The following is a 15,099-nucleotide window of genomic DNA, read 5'->3' as shown; positions in this document are numbered from 1 at the left end:
AAAATATCGCGGCTATACTGCGTGCTCGCGACGCACGGCGATGGATGCATCATTCCGCACGCGTCGCGCGAAACCCCTCCACAACAGCAGCGATGCGCAGCGTTGAAGCTCACCACCTTTTCCGATTACGCACTGCGTGTCCTGATCTTCGCGGCAATCGAGCCCGAGGACGGGCTCACGGTCGCACGGATCGCGGACGCCTATGGCATTTCGCAGAACCATCTGATGAAGGTCGTGCAGTTCCTCGGGCAGGCAGGCTTGCTCGATACGGCGCGGGGACGAGGCGGCGGCCTTACGCTCGCGCGTCCCGCCAGCCAGATACGTCTGGGCGATGTGATCCGTGCAACAGAAGGCGATCAGCGTTTTATCGAATGTGTGGACAGGCATGGCGGCAGCTGCTGCATTCTGCCCGCCTGCACGCTGCCTGGCGTGATTCACGCCGCGCAGGAAGCGTTTTACGACGTGCTCAATCAGACCACGCTCGAGGACATCGCGCACAAGCGCAGCCGCCTCGCCAGACTGCTCGATCAGGCGTGAGATCAGGGTTGAGACCGGGCAGGCGTGCAGCTCACTGACCCACCTTCCACCAGCGCGGCAACAGCCGCCTGACATCCGCGCGCAGATAGCGGTCGTCGATCAGATGCACGACGCCCGCATCGTGTTCGGTGCGGATCACGCGCCCCGCCGCCTGCACGACCTTCTGCATGCCCGGATACAGATACGCATAGTCGTAACCGTTGCCGAACTGCGCATCGAACGTGCGGCGCATCTGCTCGTTGACGTCGTTCATCTGCGGCAAGCCGAGCGTCGCGATGAAGGCGCCTATAAGCCGCTCGCCGACGAGATCGACACCCTCCGAAAACGCACCGCCCAGCACGGCAAAACCGACGCCCGCGCCGCCCGTCGCGAAGCGCGCGAGAAACGCATCGCGCGCCGCTTCGTCCATGCGCGGCGCCTGCGTCCAGACAGGCACGTGCGGGTGCCGCTCGCCCATGGAGTCCGCGACACGCTGCAGGTAATCGAAGCTGCTCAGAAAGCCGAGATAGTTGCCGGGACGTTCCTCATATTGCTGCGCGATCAGGTCGACGATCGGCTCGAGCGAGCGCTCGCGGTCACGCCAGCGCGTCGACACGCGATGCGCGATGCGCACGTCCAGCTGCTCGGCCCTGAACGGCCCTTCGACGTCGAGCCAGCCCGTGTCGTCCGGCAGACCGAGCATGTCGCGATAGAAGTGCTGCGGACTGAGCGTGCCCGAAAACACGATGGTCGCGCGCGCGGCCGCATAGCGCGGCTTGAGGAACGGCGCGGGAACCACGTTGCGCACGCAGACGGACGAGGCAGGCTTCGCGCGCGCCGCGCCGGAATGCACGCCGGAATGCACGCCCGCATGCACGCCGTGTTGCGCAGCGAGCGTCACGTCGACTATGGAGTGATCGCCGAACGCTTCGACGAGCGACATGAAATGCAGCGCGTCGAAATAGAATCGCAGCGCGTCTTCATCGACGGAATGCGGAGCTTCCGCAAGCTGGTCGCCCATCGACGCAATCAGATTCTGCAGCGCCGATTGCAGCTTCGCGGGCACCTCCCGCAGCACCTCGTACGCCGCGTTGCGCTCGCGATTGAGCGCATTCCACTCGCGGTTCAAACGGTCGAACGGCTTTTTCAGCGCAGCGGGCGCGGCATGGCGCGCGCCGCGAAACGCGTGCTGGTCGAGCGTCGCGCTGTACATGCGGCGCGCGCGGTCGGGCAGATTGTGGGCTTCGTCGGCGAGCACGGCCACACGCCAGCCGTTCAGTTGCGTGAGCGCATACAGCATCGCGCTGCTGTCGAAGTAGTAGTTGTAGTCGCCGATCACGACGTCGCACCAGCGCGCCAGTTCCTGCGCGAGATAGTATGGACAGATCTCATGCGCAAGCGCCGCTTCGCGCACCGCACTGCGGCCGAGCGTGCGCGCCTGCAAGGCCGTATCGCGCGCGGCGGGCAAACGGTCATAGAAGCCGCGCGCGAGCGGACACGAATCGCCGTCGCACGTTTTGTCGGGATGCTCGCAGGCCTTGTCGCGCGCGACGAGTTCGAGCGTGCGCAACGGCAGCGCGGCTTCGCTTCGATGCAATGATTCGATGGCGTCGAGCGCGAGCGCACGGCCCGGCGTCTTGGCCGTCAGAAAGAACACGCGATCCAGATGATCCGCGCCGCACGCCTTCAACAGCGGAAAGATCGTGCCGAGCGTCTTGCCGATGCCCGTCGGCGCCTGCGCCATCAGACAGCGCCCGTCGCGCGCCGCGCGGAACACGGCCACCGAGAGTTCGCGCTGTCCGCTGCGGAACTCGCCGTACGGAAAGCGCAACGCGTTCAGCGCGGCATTGCGCGCGGCGCGATGCGCTTCCTCGCGCGCGGCCCACGCGACGAAGCGCTCGCACTGATCCTCGAAGAACGCGCGCAACGATGCCGCCGTATGACGTTCCGTCAGCAGCGTTTCCTTCTGATCGCCGATATCGAAGTAGACGAGCGCCACCTCCAGTTCGGCGAGACCGCGCGTCTCGCACAGCAGATGCCCGTACACCAGCGCCTGCGCCCAATGCAACGCGCGGTGATTGGCGGGCATCCGTTCGAGGTCGCCGCGATGGGTCTTGATCTCTTCGAGCCGGTTCAGCGCCGGGTCGTAGCCGTCGGCGCGGCCGCGCACGGTCAGCCCGCGATGCGCGCCCGTCAACGTGACTTCTGCTTCATAGCCCGGCGCGCGCCGCGCGGTCACGGCCTGATGTCCCGCGATACCTTCGAGCGCGGATGGTGCGGGCGTAAAGCGCAGATCGAGATCGCCACGCCGCGCGGTGAACTCGCACAGCGTGCGCACGGCGACGACGTAGGTCATGCCGCCTCCGCGTCCGATTCACCCGCGAGCATGCTCTCCTTCCAGCGCACATCGAGCACGCGCACGGGCATGTCGTGCTGCACGCAGTACGCGAGCCAGCGAATCTGGTTGTCCTGCAGACGATCGCCGGGCCCCTTCACTTCGATCAGTTCGTAGCGCCGCTCGTGCGGCCAGAAACGGATCAGGTCGGGCAAGCCCGAACGGTTCGCGCGGACATCGACGAGCAGCCGCTCGAACCATAGCTTCAGATGCGCGGCAGGCAGGCAGTCGAGCGCGAGCGTCAGCAGTTCCCGCGTGAGCATGCCCCAGAACACGAACGGCGATTGCAGTCCGGCTTTCGTGTCGAAGTGACGCAGGATGGTCGTGCGATACGCGCCGCTCTCCAGTTGCGCGAGACAGGCGTCGAATCGCGCGGCGCGGCGCGCGCGGAAGTCGGGTGCGTGGAGATCCGCGGGACCGCGCTGGAACGGGTGAAAGAACGCGCCCGGCACGGCGGCGAACACGGGCTCCCAGCACAGCAGGCCGAACAGTGAATTGATCAGCGCGTTTTCGACGTAATGCACGGGCGCGTCTTCCGTCGACAGATGATCGCGCACCGCATATTCGACGGCGACGGGCACCAGCGGACGCGCGAGTTCCAGCATGCCGCGTTGCGCCGCGCGCGCGCCGACCGCTTTTTGCGCAGCGAGACCGAGCCTGCGCTGCAGCCGGGGCACGATGCGCGCGACACGCTGCTGCTCTTCTTCGCTTTCGGGGGCGGCTGCCGCTTGCAGCGCCAGGCCGAGCGCCGCATCGTCGCTCCCCGCTCGCTCCAGCACGCGCATGCGCCGGTGCCGCGCGCCCGGCCACGCGCAGCGTTCGTAGACGCGCAACGCCGTGTCCCAGTCGTGCCGGCGCTCCGCATGATGGCCAATCGCGAACAGCAGTTTCGCGCGGCGCAAGGCGAGCCAGGCGTTGTGCCGGGTGTCGATCGAATCGACGGCGGCGAGCAGCGGATCGAGCGCTTCATTGCCTGCCAGTTCGAGCGCTTCGCGGCACGCATGCAGCGCCAGATAACAGTCGACGTCCTCGCGCTGCTGAAACGCCCGCGACGACGACTCGAACGCAACACGCTCGTACTGGAACACGCCGAGATCGGCGAGCACGAACTCGGACCAGTCCTGATGCAGATTGCCGAAGAACATCAGACGAAAGCGCTCGCACACGGGCGCGACCAGCACGCGCAGCGCCGCTTCGTCCGTTGCCGTATCCCACTCGCGATAGCGTTTCGGCTGCGCGTGCGCGGCGTCCGCGTCGCGCAACGCTTCGAGCCACTCGGCTTTGCGCAAGCCCTTGAACGCGGGCGCCGCGGCAAACGCGCGCTGAAGCTCGGGGCGCGTCGCGAGCGCGAACAGCTCGTCGAGCGACACGCCCGCGTCGGCATCGACCCAGCCGAGCGCGGCGAGCGGCGCGGCCGCCCGCACGGGACAGCCGATTTCCGCATACGCGAGCCGCCCCGTGCGAAACAGCGTGCCCTTGCGCATCAGCATGCGCACGAGCAGCGCGCGCGACGCTTTCGGCAGGCGCGTGCCGTCGTGCAAAAACGCAGCGAGAAACGCCTGCTCGCCGTCGCTGAGCAGATCGTCGTAACGCTCGGCGATCCACGCGAGCGCGCGCTCGAAATTCGACAGGTAATAGAACGGATAGAACGGATCGGGTGCGTCGGTCGGCACGGCTGATGGGGCGCTGAAGGGCTGTATATATATACAGCCATCATAGCAAACCCGGCGGCCCCGGCCTCCACGTCAGGCGCTGCGCACTTCCGTTTCGGCATACGTGACCTGCACGGCGGGCACGAACCACGCGAGACACAGCCCGATCAGCGCGGCGAGCGCGGCCACGGCGAGGCCGATGTGAATCGACGCGATCAGCGCATCGCGCGCCATGTGCATCATCGGATCGCCGGAATGGCCGGCCGCCACGAGGTGCTCGATCAACGCAGACTGCTCCGCGCGATCGACCAGCACGTCCGGGCTCGCAAACGACTTGAGCCATTGCGTCGCCTGATACGAATCGAGCGAGCGGTTCACGCTCTGCGCGTACAGATGACCGAGCAGCGCGCCCGTGATCGCCGTCCCCAGCATGCCGCCGAAAATCCGCAGCGACTGCATCAGCGCCGTCACCGCGCCGAGATGATCGCGCGCGACGATCTGCTGCGAGCAGATGGTCAGGTTGGTCGCGACGAGGCCGAGCCCGAGTCCGCTCACGCCCATGCACGCCATCCACACCGCATGCGGCTCGTGGCCCTTGAACGTGACGAGCGCGAGGCAGCCGATCACGAACAGCGCGAAGCCGATATGCATCAGCCCGTTCGCGCGCCGGATGCGCGTGACGATGCGGTTGTTCACCACACTGCCGACCGTCGTGCCGAGCAGCAGCGGCGTGATCAGCATGCCGGAATCGTGCGGCGACATCGCGTAGCCGCCCTGGAACAGCAGCGGCACGTAGAACACCATCGAAAAGAGCGCGAAGCCGCCCAGCACCGACATCGCGAACAGCGGCGCGAGCTTGCGGTCGAGCAGCACGTCGACGGGCACCACGGGATAGCCCATGCGTTTTTCCCAGAAGTACAGCGTCAGGCCGCACACCGTCGTGACCGCGAAAAGCAACACCGTCGTGCCGCTGATGCCTTCTCTCGGCAGCAGTTCGATCAGCAGTTGCAGCGCGCCGAACGTGACGGCGACGACGAATGCGCCGAGCCAGTCGAGCTGGATCGGGCCGCTCGGCTTCATGTGGCGCAGCTTCGGCACAAACATCAGAACAAAAATCAGCGACACGATGCCGACGGGCACGTTCACGAAGAACACCAGCCGCCAGCCCTGCATCTGCGTGAGCATGCCGCCGAGCGTCGGCCCGACGATGTTCGCAATGCCGAACGACGACGTGACGAACACGAGCCAGCGCAGCCGCAGCCTGGGATCGGGGAACAGATCGGCGACCGTCGCGAACACGGTGCCGATCAGAATGCCGCCGCCGATGCCCTGCAAGCCGCGCGCGGCGATCAGGAACAGCATGCTCGACGCAAGGCCGCACAGCACGGAGGCCAGCGTGAACAGCACGATCGCGGCGATCAGAAACGGCTTGCGGCCGAACAGATCGCCGAGCCGCCCGAAGATCGGAATGGTGATGACGGACGCGAGCATGTACGAGGTCGCAACCCACGCGTAGAAGTCGAAGCCCTTCAGATCGGCGACGATACGCGGCAGCGCGGTGCCGACGATCGTCTGATCCAGCGCGACCAGCATCGTGACGAAGGCGACGCCGAGCATCGCGAGCAGCGACTCGCGAAACGGCAACAATTGCCGGCCGGGATCGTGAGCGGCGATGGCGGACCTCATGGCGTGCTCCACCTCAAGACGTCCGCGCGTGCTGCGGACCAGCATCCAGGCATATCACTTTAACGAGAGTGGTACTCGCGTTTGAAAATAGCAAGGCAAACGGGAATGCATCGCGCGCAAACCTTTGCGCATTGCCATTCGCCACGATCTGAAAGTGCTCTGGACGCGAATTGGGAAAGGAACTGCGAGGAACCGCGAGCGCCAGAAAAACGCTTTCAAAACAGCAGATGTATGTCGCGAAACGCGCGAACACGGGGTACGCGATCTACGACGAGCAGCACGATCACAACAGCGCCGAGCGCCTGTCGCTGATGAGCGAATTACGCCAGGCCGTCGAGCACGACCAGCTGATGCTGCATTACCAGCCGAAGCTCGATCTGACGACGGGCACTGTCAAGTATGTGGAAGCGCTCGTTCGCTGGGAACACCCGACGCGCGGCTTCGTCGCGCCCGACCAGTTCATTCCGTTCGCCGAGCAGACGGGCTACATCAAGGCGATTTCGCACTGGGTCGCCGACAAGGCAATCGGCCAGTGCGCCGCATGGCGGGCTGCCGGGATCGAGCTGGCCGTGTCGGTGAACGTGTCGGCGCGTGAGCTGATCCAGTCGACGCTGCCCGACACCTTCAACGCGCTGCTGAAGAAGCACGGCGTCGCGCCCGAGATGGTGTGGATCGAGATCACCGAAAGCGCGATCATGGACGACCCGAATCACGCGATCGAGACGCTCGACCGGCTGCACGCGCTCGGCATCCGCCTCGCGATCGACGACTTCGGCACGGGCTATTCGTCGCTGGCGTATCTGAAGCGGATGCCCGTCGACGAACTGAAGATCGACAAGTCGTTCGTGATCGGCATGACGGAACACAAGGACGACGAAACCATCGTGCGCTCGACGATCGATCTCGCACACAACATGGGCCTCAAGGTGGTCGCGGAGGGCGTCGAAAGCGAGGACGTGCTCGACCGCCTGCGCGACTTGCGCTGCGACCTCGTGCAAGGCTTCCATCTGAGCCGCCCGCTGTCGCCGGCGCGGCTCGAAGCGTGGCTCATCGACTGGGAAATCCGCCAGGCCGCGGCGCAGGCGTGACGGCCGTCGCGATGCTGCGGCGCAAATTCCTGCCTATACTTCCGTAGCCATTCCAGACAGAGACCGCGCCTCATCCGTTTGCTAACCCAAGGCGTCTGCACACGCCACGGAAAGCGCCATGGAACCCACCACCGATCCCGCCGATCGCGAACCGGCCATCGGCGCGACGCACCGCGACGCGATCGCGCGCCATCCCTTCGCCGCGTTCGCCGGCTGGGCGGCACGCGTCGATCCCGGCACGCATCGCCGCATCAAGGGACTGCGCCTCGTGACGGCGTACGGACTCGCGGCGGCGCTCGGCACGCTGCAGGACGTCACGCATGGCCTGCCGCGCGATGTCTCCGTCGGCACCCTCGCTGCCGGTTTCGCGCTGTGGGCGAGCGTGTCGGAAGCGCGCACGACGCGCCCCGAATCGAGCCGCGATCTCGCGTTGCTGTGCGCGGCGGCTGCCTTCGGCGCGGCGCTTTACATGTGCCTCGCGCACCCGCTGCTCCGCCTCGGGCACGCGGGCCCGGAACTCACGCTGGTGACGGGCGCGTTTCTGGTCGGTTATCTGAAACGCTTCGGCGTGCTCGGCGCAGGGCTCGGCTCGCAGATCTACATCGGCCAACTGATGGCGTATGGCGCGGGGCTCGTCATCGCCGATCTGCCTGCGATAGCGATTGCCGGCCTGATCGCAATGCTCGCGTCGATCGTGCCGCGCCTTTTGAGCGGACCGGCCGAACGGCCCGCCGTCGTCGCCGCGCTGTCGCCCGGGCCACACGTGCCCGCCCGCCCTTCCCCGGAGTTCGTGATGGGCTTGCAGGCCGCAGCGGGCGCGCTCGTCGTGGTCGCGCTGAACGCGACGACGGGCATCGAGGAGTCGGCGTGGGCGATTACGGCATGTACCTACGTGGTAGCCGGTTCCGCGACGGGCACCGTGCAGCGCGTGCGGCGGCGCATCATCGGCACACTCGTCGGTGTGCCGCTCGGGCTCGCCTGTCTGCCCGTCGCCGAGCATGCGCCGCTCGTGATCTGGCTCGCGGCGGCGCTCGCGATGATCGTCTATGCAATGGCCCTGCCCGAGCGCTACGACATCGCGTGCGGCGCATTTGCGTTCACGCTGATCGTGACGCTCGCGGTAAGCGGCGTGCACTCGATTCCGTTCCTCGCGGCGCGCGCCTGGGAAACGCTGATCGGCGGCGTGCTCGGCTTGCTGGCCGCCATGTTCATTTTTCCGTTGAAGCTGCGCGAATCATAGCGTTCGCAGCGGGCTCGTTTAATCAGAAGAACGGAATAATATGAGCCCTGCTTCGTTGCACGCAGCGCATTGCCATACGCGTAAAAAATAGCCCGCTCATTCGAGGAATAAATTCCGCGCGCGGCTCGTTTTCATGACCGTCACGGCCTTTCGACAAGCAAGGAGTGCGGTCATGAAGTCTCTATTCGCGGTAGTCGGCATCGCAGCCTGTGGCGCGGCTCTAGCGACGCTCGTTTCATGCGGAGGCGGTTCCGGATCGAACAGCACCGGATCGCCGACGCCGTCGCCTTCGTCGTTCACGGCGACGGCACTCGTGTCGGATGGCGCCGTGTCCGCGTCTCACACCGACGCGAACCTGAAGAATGCATGGGGCGTTGCCTTCAATCCGAAAGGCTTCGTATGGGTCGCCGACAACGCCACCAATCTCGCCACGCTGTATGACGGCAACGGCGTGCCGCAATCGCTGGTCGTCACGATTCCGGCGGGCACGAACGGCGCCGCGGCGCCGACGGGCATCGTCTTCAACGGCACGCCGGGCTTCACCGTCACGCAGAACGGCAAATCGGGCGTCGCGGCCTTCATCTTCGCCGGCGAGGGCGGCACGATCGCGGCCTGGGCGCCCGCCGTCGGACCGACCAACGCGTTCACAATGCACGACGACGGCGCGGGCGGCGCCGTGTACAAAGGTCTTGCGCTCGCCGCTAACAACGGCAACAGCTTTCTGTACGCGACCGACTTCCACAACAACAAGATCGACGTATTCGACACGACCTTCACGAAGGTCACGATGCCGGGCGGTTTCAAGGACGCTGCGATCCCCGCCGGCTTCGCGCCGTTCGGCATTCAGCTGATCGGCTCGAATCTGTTCGTGACGTACGCGAAGCAGGACGCGGACAGGCATGACGATGTCGCGGGCGCGGGCCTCGGCATGGTCGACGTGTTCGACACGGCGGGCAATCTCAAGCAGCACTTCGCGACGGGCGCGCCGTTGAACGCGCCATGGGGCATCGCGCAGGCTCCCTCCAACTTCGGCACGCTGAGCGGCGCGATCCTGATCGGTAATTTCGGCGACGGCACGATCAACGCATTCGATGCGTCGAGCGGCAAGTCGATGGGGCCCGTCATGGGATCGAACGGCAGCGCGATCGTCCAGAATGGCTTGTGGGGCCTCGCCTTCGGCAACAATCTGAGCAATCAGCCTTCGAATACGCTGTTTTTCGCGGCGGGACCGAACGACGAAGCCGACGGCGTGTATGGACGAATCGATCTGAATCCCGCTTCGAGCACGAGCGCAACTTCAGGTTCCGGCACGGGATCGAGTTCGGGCGGCGGGTTGGGCATCGGCATGTAACGCGCTGACATGGGCTCACGTGGGCTCACGTGGGCTCATATAGGTCCGCACTGAAAAGCAGAACGGCCGCCAAAAGCGGCCGTTCTGTCAATCTGCAGGCGCCCGCGTCACACCTGCCGGCGCAATTCGGCGGGCGGCACCTTCATCAGATGGCGATATTTCGCAACCGTGCGGCGCGCGACGAGCACGCCCTGGTCCGCAAGCATCTTTGCGAGCGCCACGTCGGATAGCGGATCGCGGGTGTTCTCCGCAGCGATCATCTCCTTGAGCAACGCGCGCACGGCAGCCGCCGAACACGTTCCGCCGCTTTCCGTGCCGAGTTCGCGCGGGAAGAAATGCTTGAACTCGAAGATGCCGCGCGGCGTCGCCATGTACTTGTTGCCCGTCGCGCGCGAGATCGTCGATTCGTGCAGGCCGAGTTCTTCGGCCACATCGCGCAGCACGAGCGGCTTCAACGCAATCTCGCCGTACTGGAAGAACGGCTTCTGATGCGCGACGATGCACTCGGCGACGCGCTGGATCGTCTCGAAGCGCTGCTGCGCATTGCGGATCAGCCAGCGCGCTTCCTGCAACTGCTGCGCAAGCGGCGAACGGCTCGCGCCCGCCGATTGCGCGAACAGCTCCGCGTACATGCGATGAATGCGCGCCCGCGGCAGCACGGCGGGATTGACGGTGACGACCCACTTGTTGCGCACGTTCCGTACGATCACGTCGGGGACGATGTAGTTGTCGTCGGCGCGGCCATAGGAATTGCCCGGCTTCGGATCGAGCTTGCGCACGAGCGCGCAGGCCACGCGCAACTCTTCCGCGTCGCAGCCGATCTGCTTCTGCAACTCCGCATGCTCACGGCGTGCAAGCCGGTCGAGATGATGCTCGACCACCTGCTTCGCGACGCTGCGTCCCGGCGTATCGGCGGGCAAGGCATCGATCTGCAGCGACAGACACTCGGACAGCGAACGCGCGGCGAGTCCCGGGCGGTCCAGCGTCTGCACGAGACGCAGCGCGACCAGCAACTCGTCTTCCGTCAGCGCGGGTTCGATATCGACGATGTCCGTGAGGTCGGCGAGATCCTGGCGCAGATAGCCGTCGTCATCGAGCGCTTCAATCACGAGGCGCGCGATTTCGCGGTCGCGATCGTCGAGCCGGTAAAGACGCAGCGCGTCATGCAACTGCTCGTGTAAGGTGGGCTGCACACGCGCCCATTCCGTCGGATCGGCGGCTTCCGAGTCGCCGTTGTAGCGCGACGGACCGCGGCCGTATGCGTCGCCGGCATAATCGCCGCCGTCGTCGGGCGAAGCGACGCTCTCCGCTGCGGGTTCCGCCTGCGAGCTTTCGAGCGCGGTATCCCGCTCGGCGGCGGGCAGCGTCTCGCCGTCCGCGCCCGAGCCCTCTGCCGTTTTGCCGGCGGACAGTTCCTCAGGCACGGACGGGTCGTATTCAAGGAAGGGATTGGTGTCGAGTGCGTTGCGCAGTTCCTGCTGAAACTCCAGCGAGGACAGTTGAAGCAGACGCACGGACTGCTGCAGACGCGGTGTGAGCGCGAACGTTTGCTTCGCGCGTAGTTCGATTGTAGGCGGCATACAGACTCTTCCTGTGATTATTCAACAGTGCTTCGGGCAGGACATATGCAACTGCCGTACCAGCTTTCACAACTGTCTGTTTTGATTCGCCTTTGTTCTTTCCGGATGCACGCCACATGCCCGCCCGGTGCGCGGATTTTACAAACGCTCTGAACTTGGAGCCGCATCGTCGCGCATCGTAGACGCGTCCCGGATGCCGGGAAGCGCGGCATTATCGGCGGCTGTGGGCGGCTGTGGGCGGCTGTGGGCGGCTGTGGGCGGCTGCGCCGGGCACGACGCTTGCTGGAAGCCGGACAAGGGGCGCGCCTTCGCAAGGGAACAGCAGTGCGATCAAGCAGTGCGATCAAAGCGCGGCGCGTCCCGTGTCGGCGACGGACCAGACGGAACCGCGGCGGCAGTGGTCTTTGGTCGGGTCATCGGCGGCGGCATCGAGCCGCGATCGACCGGACGGACAACAGGACCGCAACCTTGTCATCAACCGAGAAGGAGAAAACCATGAAAACCATCCAGTTCCTCAAGGCCGCAGGCAGCATCGCATGTGTTGCATTCGCACTGAACGCGACGGCGCAAACAGCGGCATCCGCACCGCCCGCGACCTCCGAGTCCGTCGGTCAGCACATCGACGACGGCACGGTGACCACCAAGGTCAAGGCCGAACTGCTCGGCGCAAAGAACGTGAAGTCCACGCATATCCACGTGAAGACCCGCAAGGGCATCGTCTGGCTGTCGGGCTCGGTGCCTTCCGCCGAGGACAAGACGGCTGCGCAGGACGTCGTGCAAAACGTGTCCGGCGTGAAGGGCGTGAAGAACCACCTGAAGATCGCGGCTGAATAAGCGGCACACGCGCGCGTTCCGACACGCGTGCATCCGGCAGCAGGAAGGCCGCGCTCATCGGGCGCGGCCTTCTTCTTTTTACGCTTCGCGAAGTGCGTTGCGCTTTGGCGCGCGCTCAGGCTTTCATCGCCGCGTACTGATCGTGCATCGCGCGAATGCGGTCGTGATTCTGCGATACGCCGTGGTAGAGCCGCTCGACGACAGCACGCACATCTGCCGGCAAGTCCTTGTCGAGTGCGTCGTGAAAGCGCTTTTTAGCGGCGTCTTCGCCCTTTTCGCAATCGGCGAGGATAGCGTGATCCGCGCGGCTGCCGACCGCCGACTTCACATCGAGCCATCCGCGATGTAACGCACCCGCCATGCTGCCGCCGCTCTCCGGTTTGCCGCCAAGCTTCAGCACGACGTCCTGCAATTCGCGCGCACCTTGCGTGCAACGATCCGCGCTTTCGAGCAGCGCTTCCTTGACGCTCGCGTGGCGAACTTCCCTCGCTGCTTTCATGAAGCCGCGCTCACCATCTTTCGATGTCTCGATCAGATCGTTCAGCACGGCAATGACATTCGTCGCCATACGTCGCTCCTTTCGTTCGTGCTTGAGATGTCAGTGTCGCTGCACTCGTTGTGCCCGGGTTGTGGCCGGGTTGTGCCCGGGTTGTGCCCGATAGCACAGCGTGTCGTCCTTGCCACCCCGCCGGGTAATTGCTTCCCGCGTTCGAACCGCTATGCGACGAACCCGTGTCCGCAAAGGCGCAGAACGCGCCGTCAAAACGGCATGGTTATTGCTGCATAGCTCTGCTGGACCCTCGTTGCGCCGCGCAAATGTGTCTATACGAAGCGCGGCCATCACATAACACGGGCCAGTATTCGACAAGGGAGAATTACCATGAAAATCAGGAGCGCGGAATGCCTGCTGTTCGTGGCGATCGTCACGTCAGCCGTGGTAGCGCAGATACGCGAGCGCACATTGTCCGCACAGACCAACGTCCCGACGCACGCCGGCACCAGCACGACGGCGCAATCCGGCCGCATGCAATCGTGCGAGGACGATCACGGCACGATGCCGCGCGCAGCATGTGCGATGCGCGGCGAGCGCCGCCCTGTCGATGACGGCGACCGCCCGGTCGAGGTCATCGAAAAGCCGCACGCAAGTCAACTCTGGGTTTGACGCACTACGTTCGATGCGAGGCTGCCGCACCCTGCTGCGGCAGCCCGGGTTTGACCGCACAGATCACGCGGATCGCGCAGATCACGTCTTGAGACTACGATCCGGCTCCATGCCGTCGACGCGGAACAGCCCGCTGTGCAGGATCACGCTTTCGCCGCCGTTCTCATCGAGCGCTTCCGCACACACCGAACGGATACGCGCGCGCCCGCGTTCGAACGCGCCGATCAACGCATCTTCCAGCAGCGAATCCGCGCCGAAGTGGTCTTCCAGCGCCTCCGCGGAAATCGCGCACACGACAGGCTCGCCGTCCACGCGCGCCGTGAAGCGCACGGTCAGGCTCGACCCATCGAACACGGGAGCCTCATCGGTGAATGTGATGTGCATGAGAGAGTCCTCGTACGCCGCACGCGGCATGAACACCTTGATGATTCCGTTCATGACGAAGCCTTGCGTGCATTGGCGAGTTGCTGGGCCATCGCGAGATGGTGGCGGATAGTCGGAAGCGCGCGCGCCGCCGCCGCTTTCAGCTGCGCATCGTTGCCGCTTTCGCTTTCCTTCTGGAACAGTTCGACGGCTTTCTGATGGCCGCCCACTGCGACCTCTTCGATATAGACCTTGTCGAAGTCGTCGCCCTTCAGGCCCTGTAGTTTGCCGATCAGCGCAGAGTCCGCGCCCGGCGGCTTGCCGAGACCCTTTTGCGTCGCGACGACGTCGAGGCTGCGCGCGAGCTTCGTGTGATCGGCGATCATCTGCTGCGCGAACTTCTTCACCTGCGGGTTCGAAGAACTGGCAAGAGCCAGCTTGCTCGCCGCGATCTCCGTCGCGTCCGCCTGCGACGCATCCTGCGCAAACTGCGTATCGCCCGGCGAGAGCTTCGTCTGCGCGCTCGCGGGCAGACACGCGGCGCCGAATACGACAGCGGCAGCGACGGCAACAGGCGAAGCAAAGGCTCGAATGAACGAGCGGAATGGGCGAATCATCATGCGTCTCTCCGGGTTCTCCGATCGCGCAGTGCGCGTTGCCGTCACGCCGCTTTCTTCTTCGACAGTTGCGCGATCAGCGCTCTGTTGAACGCGGGCAGATCGTCGGGTTTGCGGCTCGTGATGAAGTTGCCGTCCTCGACCACTTCCTTGTCGACCCACGTGCCGCCCGCATTGCGAATGTCGTCCTGCAGGCTCGGCCAGCTCGTCACCGTGCGGCCCTTGACCAGTCCCGCCGACACGGGCAGCCATGTGCCGTGGCAGATCACGGCAACCGGTTTTTTCGCCTGATCGACGGCCTTCACGAAGGCCTGCGCCTGCGGCAGCAGACGGATCGCATCGCCGTTCACGACACCGCCCGGCAGCACCACTGCGTCGTAATCGCCTGGGGCAGCCTTGTCGAAGGTCGCATCGACATCGACGCTGTCGCCCTTGTCCACATGCCTGAAGCCCTGAATCTTCCCCGCCCTGGCAGAAATTACGTGGACGGTCGCGCCCGCTTCCGTGAGCGCGCGGCGCGGCTCGATCAACTCGGCCTGTTCAAATCCGTCGACGGCCAGTACGGCCACCTTGCATCCCGCGAGTGCGTGAGCCATGTATGTCCTCCCTTGCTTG

Annotated in this window: 14 protein-coding genes; 6 read left to right on the top strand and 8 right to left on the bottom strand. The window is 65.2% G+C overall.

The features are described 5' to 3' along the window. Window positions 1–102 precede the first annotated feature (102 nt). Complete coding sequence (locus FRZ40_RS28550; RefSeq protein ID WP_147236340.1) at window positions 103–537, top strand: RrF2 family transcriptional regulator; 435 nt, start codon at window positions 103–105, stop codon at window positions 535–537. 31 nt (window positions 538–568) lie between these two features. Here the strand turns inward: FRZ40_RS28550 and FRZ40_RS28545 are convergent, their stop codons facing one another. The 3 genes from FRZ40_RS28545 to FRZ40_RS28535 form a co-directional block, all read right to left on the bottom strand. After that, window positions 569–2,872 carry an ATP-dependent DNA helicase gene (locus tag FRZ40_RS28545; RefSeq protein WP_147236339.1) on the bottom strand — a complete coding sequence of 768 codons (2,304 nt, stop codon included), beginning with the start codon at window positions 2,870–2,872 and terminating at the stop codon, window positions 569–571. Beyond that, window positions 2,869–4,584 carry a VRR-NUC domain-containing protein gene (locus FRZ40_RS28540; RefSeq protein ID WP_147236338.1) on the bottom strand — a complete coding sequence of 572 codons (1,716 nt, stop codon included), beginning with the start codon at window positions 4,582–4,584 and terminating at the stop codon, window positions 2,869–2,871. The genes FRZ40_RS28545 and FRZ40_RS28540 overlap by 4 nt, the downstream gene beginning before the upstream one ends. Before the next feature lie 72 nt (window positions 4,585–4,656). Continuing rightward, window positions 4,657–6,249: an MFS transporter gene (locus tag FRZ40_RS28535; RefSeq protein ID WP_147236337.1), complete on the bottom strand. Its 1,593-nt coding sequence runs from the start codon at window positions 6,247–6,249 to the stop codon at window positions 4,657–4,659. 227 nt (window positions 6,250–6,476) lie between these two features. Between FRZ40_RS28535 and FRZ40_RS28530 the strand changes: the two genes are divergently transcribed. The 3 genes from FRZ40_RS28530 (at window position 6,477) to FRZ40_RS28520 (ending at window position 9,928) form a co-directional block, all read left to right on the top strand. Then, window positions 6,477–7,337, top strand: a complete 861-nt coding sequence (locus tag FRZ40_RS28530; protein WP_240057310.1) for a putative bifunctional diguanylate cyclase/phosphodiesterase — start codon at window positions 6,477–6,479, stop codon at window positions 7,335–7,337. A 118-nt stretch (window positions 7,338–7,455) separates the two neighbouring features. Then, window positions 7,456–8,577: an FUSC family protein gene (locus tag FRZ40_RS28525; RefSeq protein ID WP_147236336.1), complete on the top strand. Its 1,122-nt coding sequence runs from the start codon at window positions 7,456–7,458 to the stop codon at window positions 8,575–8,577. A 172-nt stretch (window positions 8,578–8,749) separates the two neighbouring features. Next, window positions 8,750–9,928, top strand: coding sequence for a TIGR03118 family protein (locus FRZ40_RS28520; RefSeq protein WP_147236335.1), 1,179 nt, complete (start codon window positions 8,750–8,752; stop codon window positions 9,926–9,928). A 107-nt stretch (window positions 9,929–10,035) separates the two neighbouring features. Here the strand turns inward: FRZ40_RS28520 and FRZ40_RS28515 are convergent, their stop codons facing one another. Continuing rightward, window positions 10,036–11,508: an RNA polymerase factor sigma-54 gene (locus FRZ40_RS28515; RefSeq protein ID WP_028366465.1), complete on the bottom strand. Its 1,473-nt coding sequence runs from the start codon at window positions 11,506–11,508 to the stop codon at window positions 10,036–10,038. Between the two features lie 495 nt (window positions 11,509–12,003). Here FRZ40_RS28515 and FRZ40_RS28510 point away from each other — a divergent pair, with 495 nt between their 5' ends. Then, the gene (locus tag FRZ40_RS28510) at window positions 12,004–12,342 is read left to right on the top strand and encodes a BON domain-containing protein (RefSeq protein WP_028366466.1); all 339 of its coding nucleotides are present in this window, start codon (window positions 12,004–12,006) and stop codon (window positions 12,340–12,342) included. A 115-nt stretch (window positions 12,343–12,457) separates the two neighbouring features. On the opposite strand, the gene FRZ40_RS28505 is transcribed toward FRZ40_RS28510, so the two are convergent. Further along, window positions 12,458–12,910: a PA2169 family four-helix-bundle protein gene (locus FRZ40_RS28505; RefSeq protein ID WP_147236334.1), complete on the bottom strand. Its 453-nt coding sequence runs from the start codon at window positions 12,908–12,910 to the stop codon at window positions 12,458–12,460. Between the two features lie 312 nt (window positions 12,911–13,222). Between FRZ40_RS28505 and FRZ40_RS28500 the strand changes: the two genes are divergently transcribed. Then, window positions 13,223–13,504 (top strand): hypothetical protein, encoded by a 282-nt coding sequence (locus FRZ40_RS28500; RefSeq protein WP_147236333.1) that lies wholly within the window; start codon window positions 13,223–13,225, stop codon window positions 13,502–13,504. Window positions 13,505–13,585: 81 nt separating this feature from the next. Here the strand turns inward: FRZ40_RS28500 and FRZ40_RS28495 are convergent, their stop codons facing one another. From FRZ40_RS28495 to FRZ40_RS28485, 3 genes are read right to left on the bottom strand one after another with little or no spacing between them, the layout of a single operon-like run. Continuing rightward, complete coding sequence (locus FRZ40_RS28495) at window positions 13,586–13,942, bottom strand: DUF1488 family protein (protein ID WP_081767498.1); 357 nt, start codon at window positions 13,940–13,942, stop codon at window positions 13,586–13,588. Further along, entirely contained in the window at window positions 13,939–14,487 is a 549-nt protein-coding gene (locus tag FRZ40_RS28490; protein WP_147236332.1) for a DUF4142 domain-containing protein, read from the bottom strand. The genes FRZ40_RS28495 and FRZ40_RS28490 overlap by 4 nt, the downstream gene beginning before the upstream one ends. Before the next feature lie 41 nt (window positions 14,488–14,528). Continuing rightward, entirely contained in the window at window positions 14,529–15,080 is a 552-nt protein-coding gene (locus FRZ40_RS28485) for a type 1 glutamine amidotransferase domain-containing protein (protein WP_147236331.1), read from the bottom strand. Window positions 15,081–15,099: the final 19 nt, after the last annotated feature.

Origin of the sequence: Paraburkholderia azotifigens (assembly GCF_007995085.1) — a bacterium.
Taxonomy (GTDB): Bacteria; Pseudomonadota; Gammaproteobacteria; order Burkholderiales; family Burkholderiaceae; genus Paraburkholderia; species Paraburkholderia azotifigens.
Note: the sequence above shows the minus strand (reverse complement) of the source record. Positions and strands in the feature narration are given on the sequence as shown.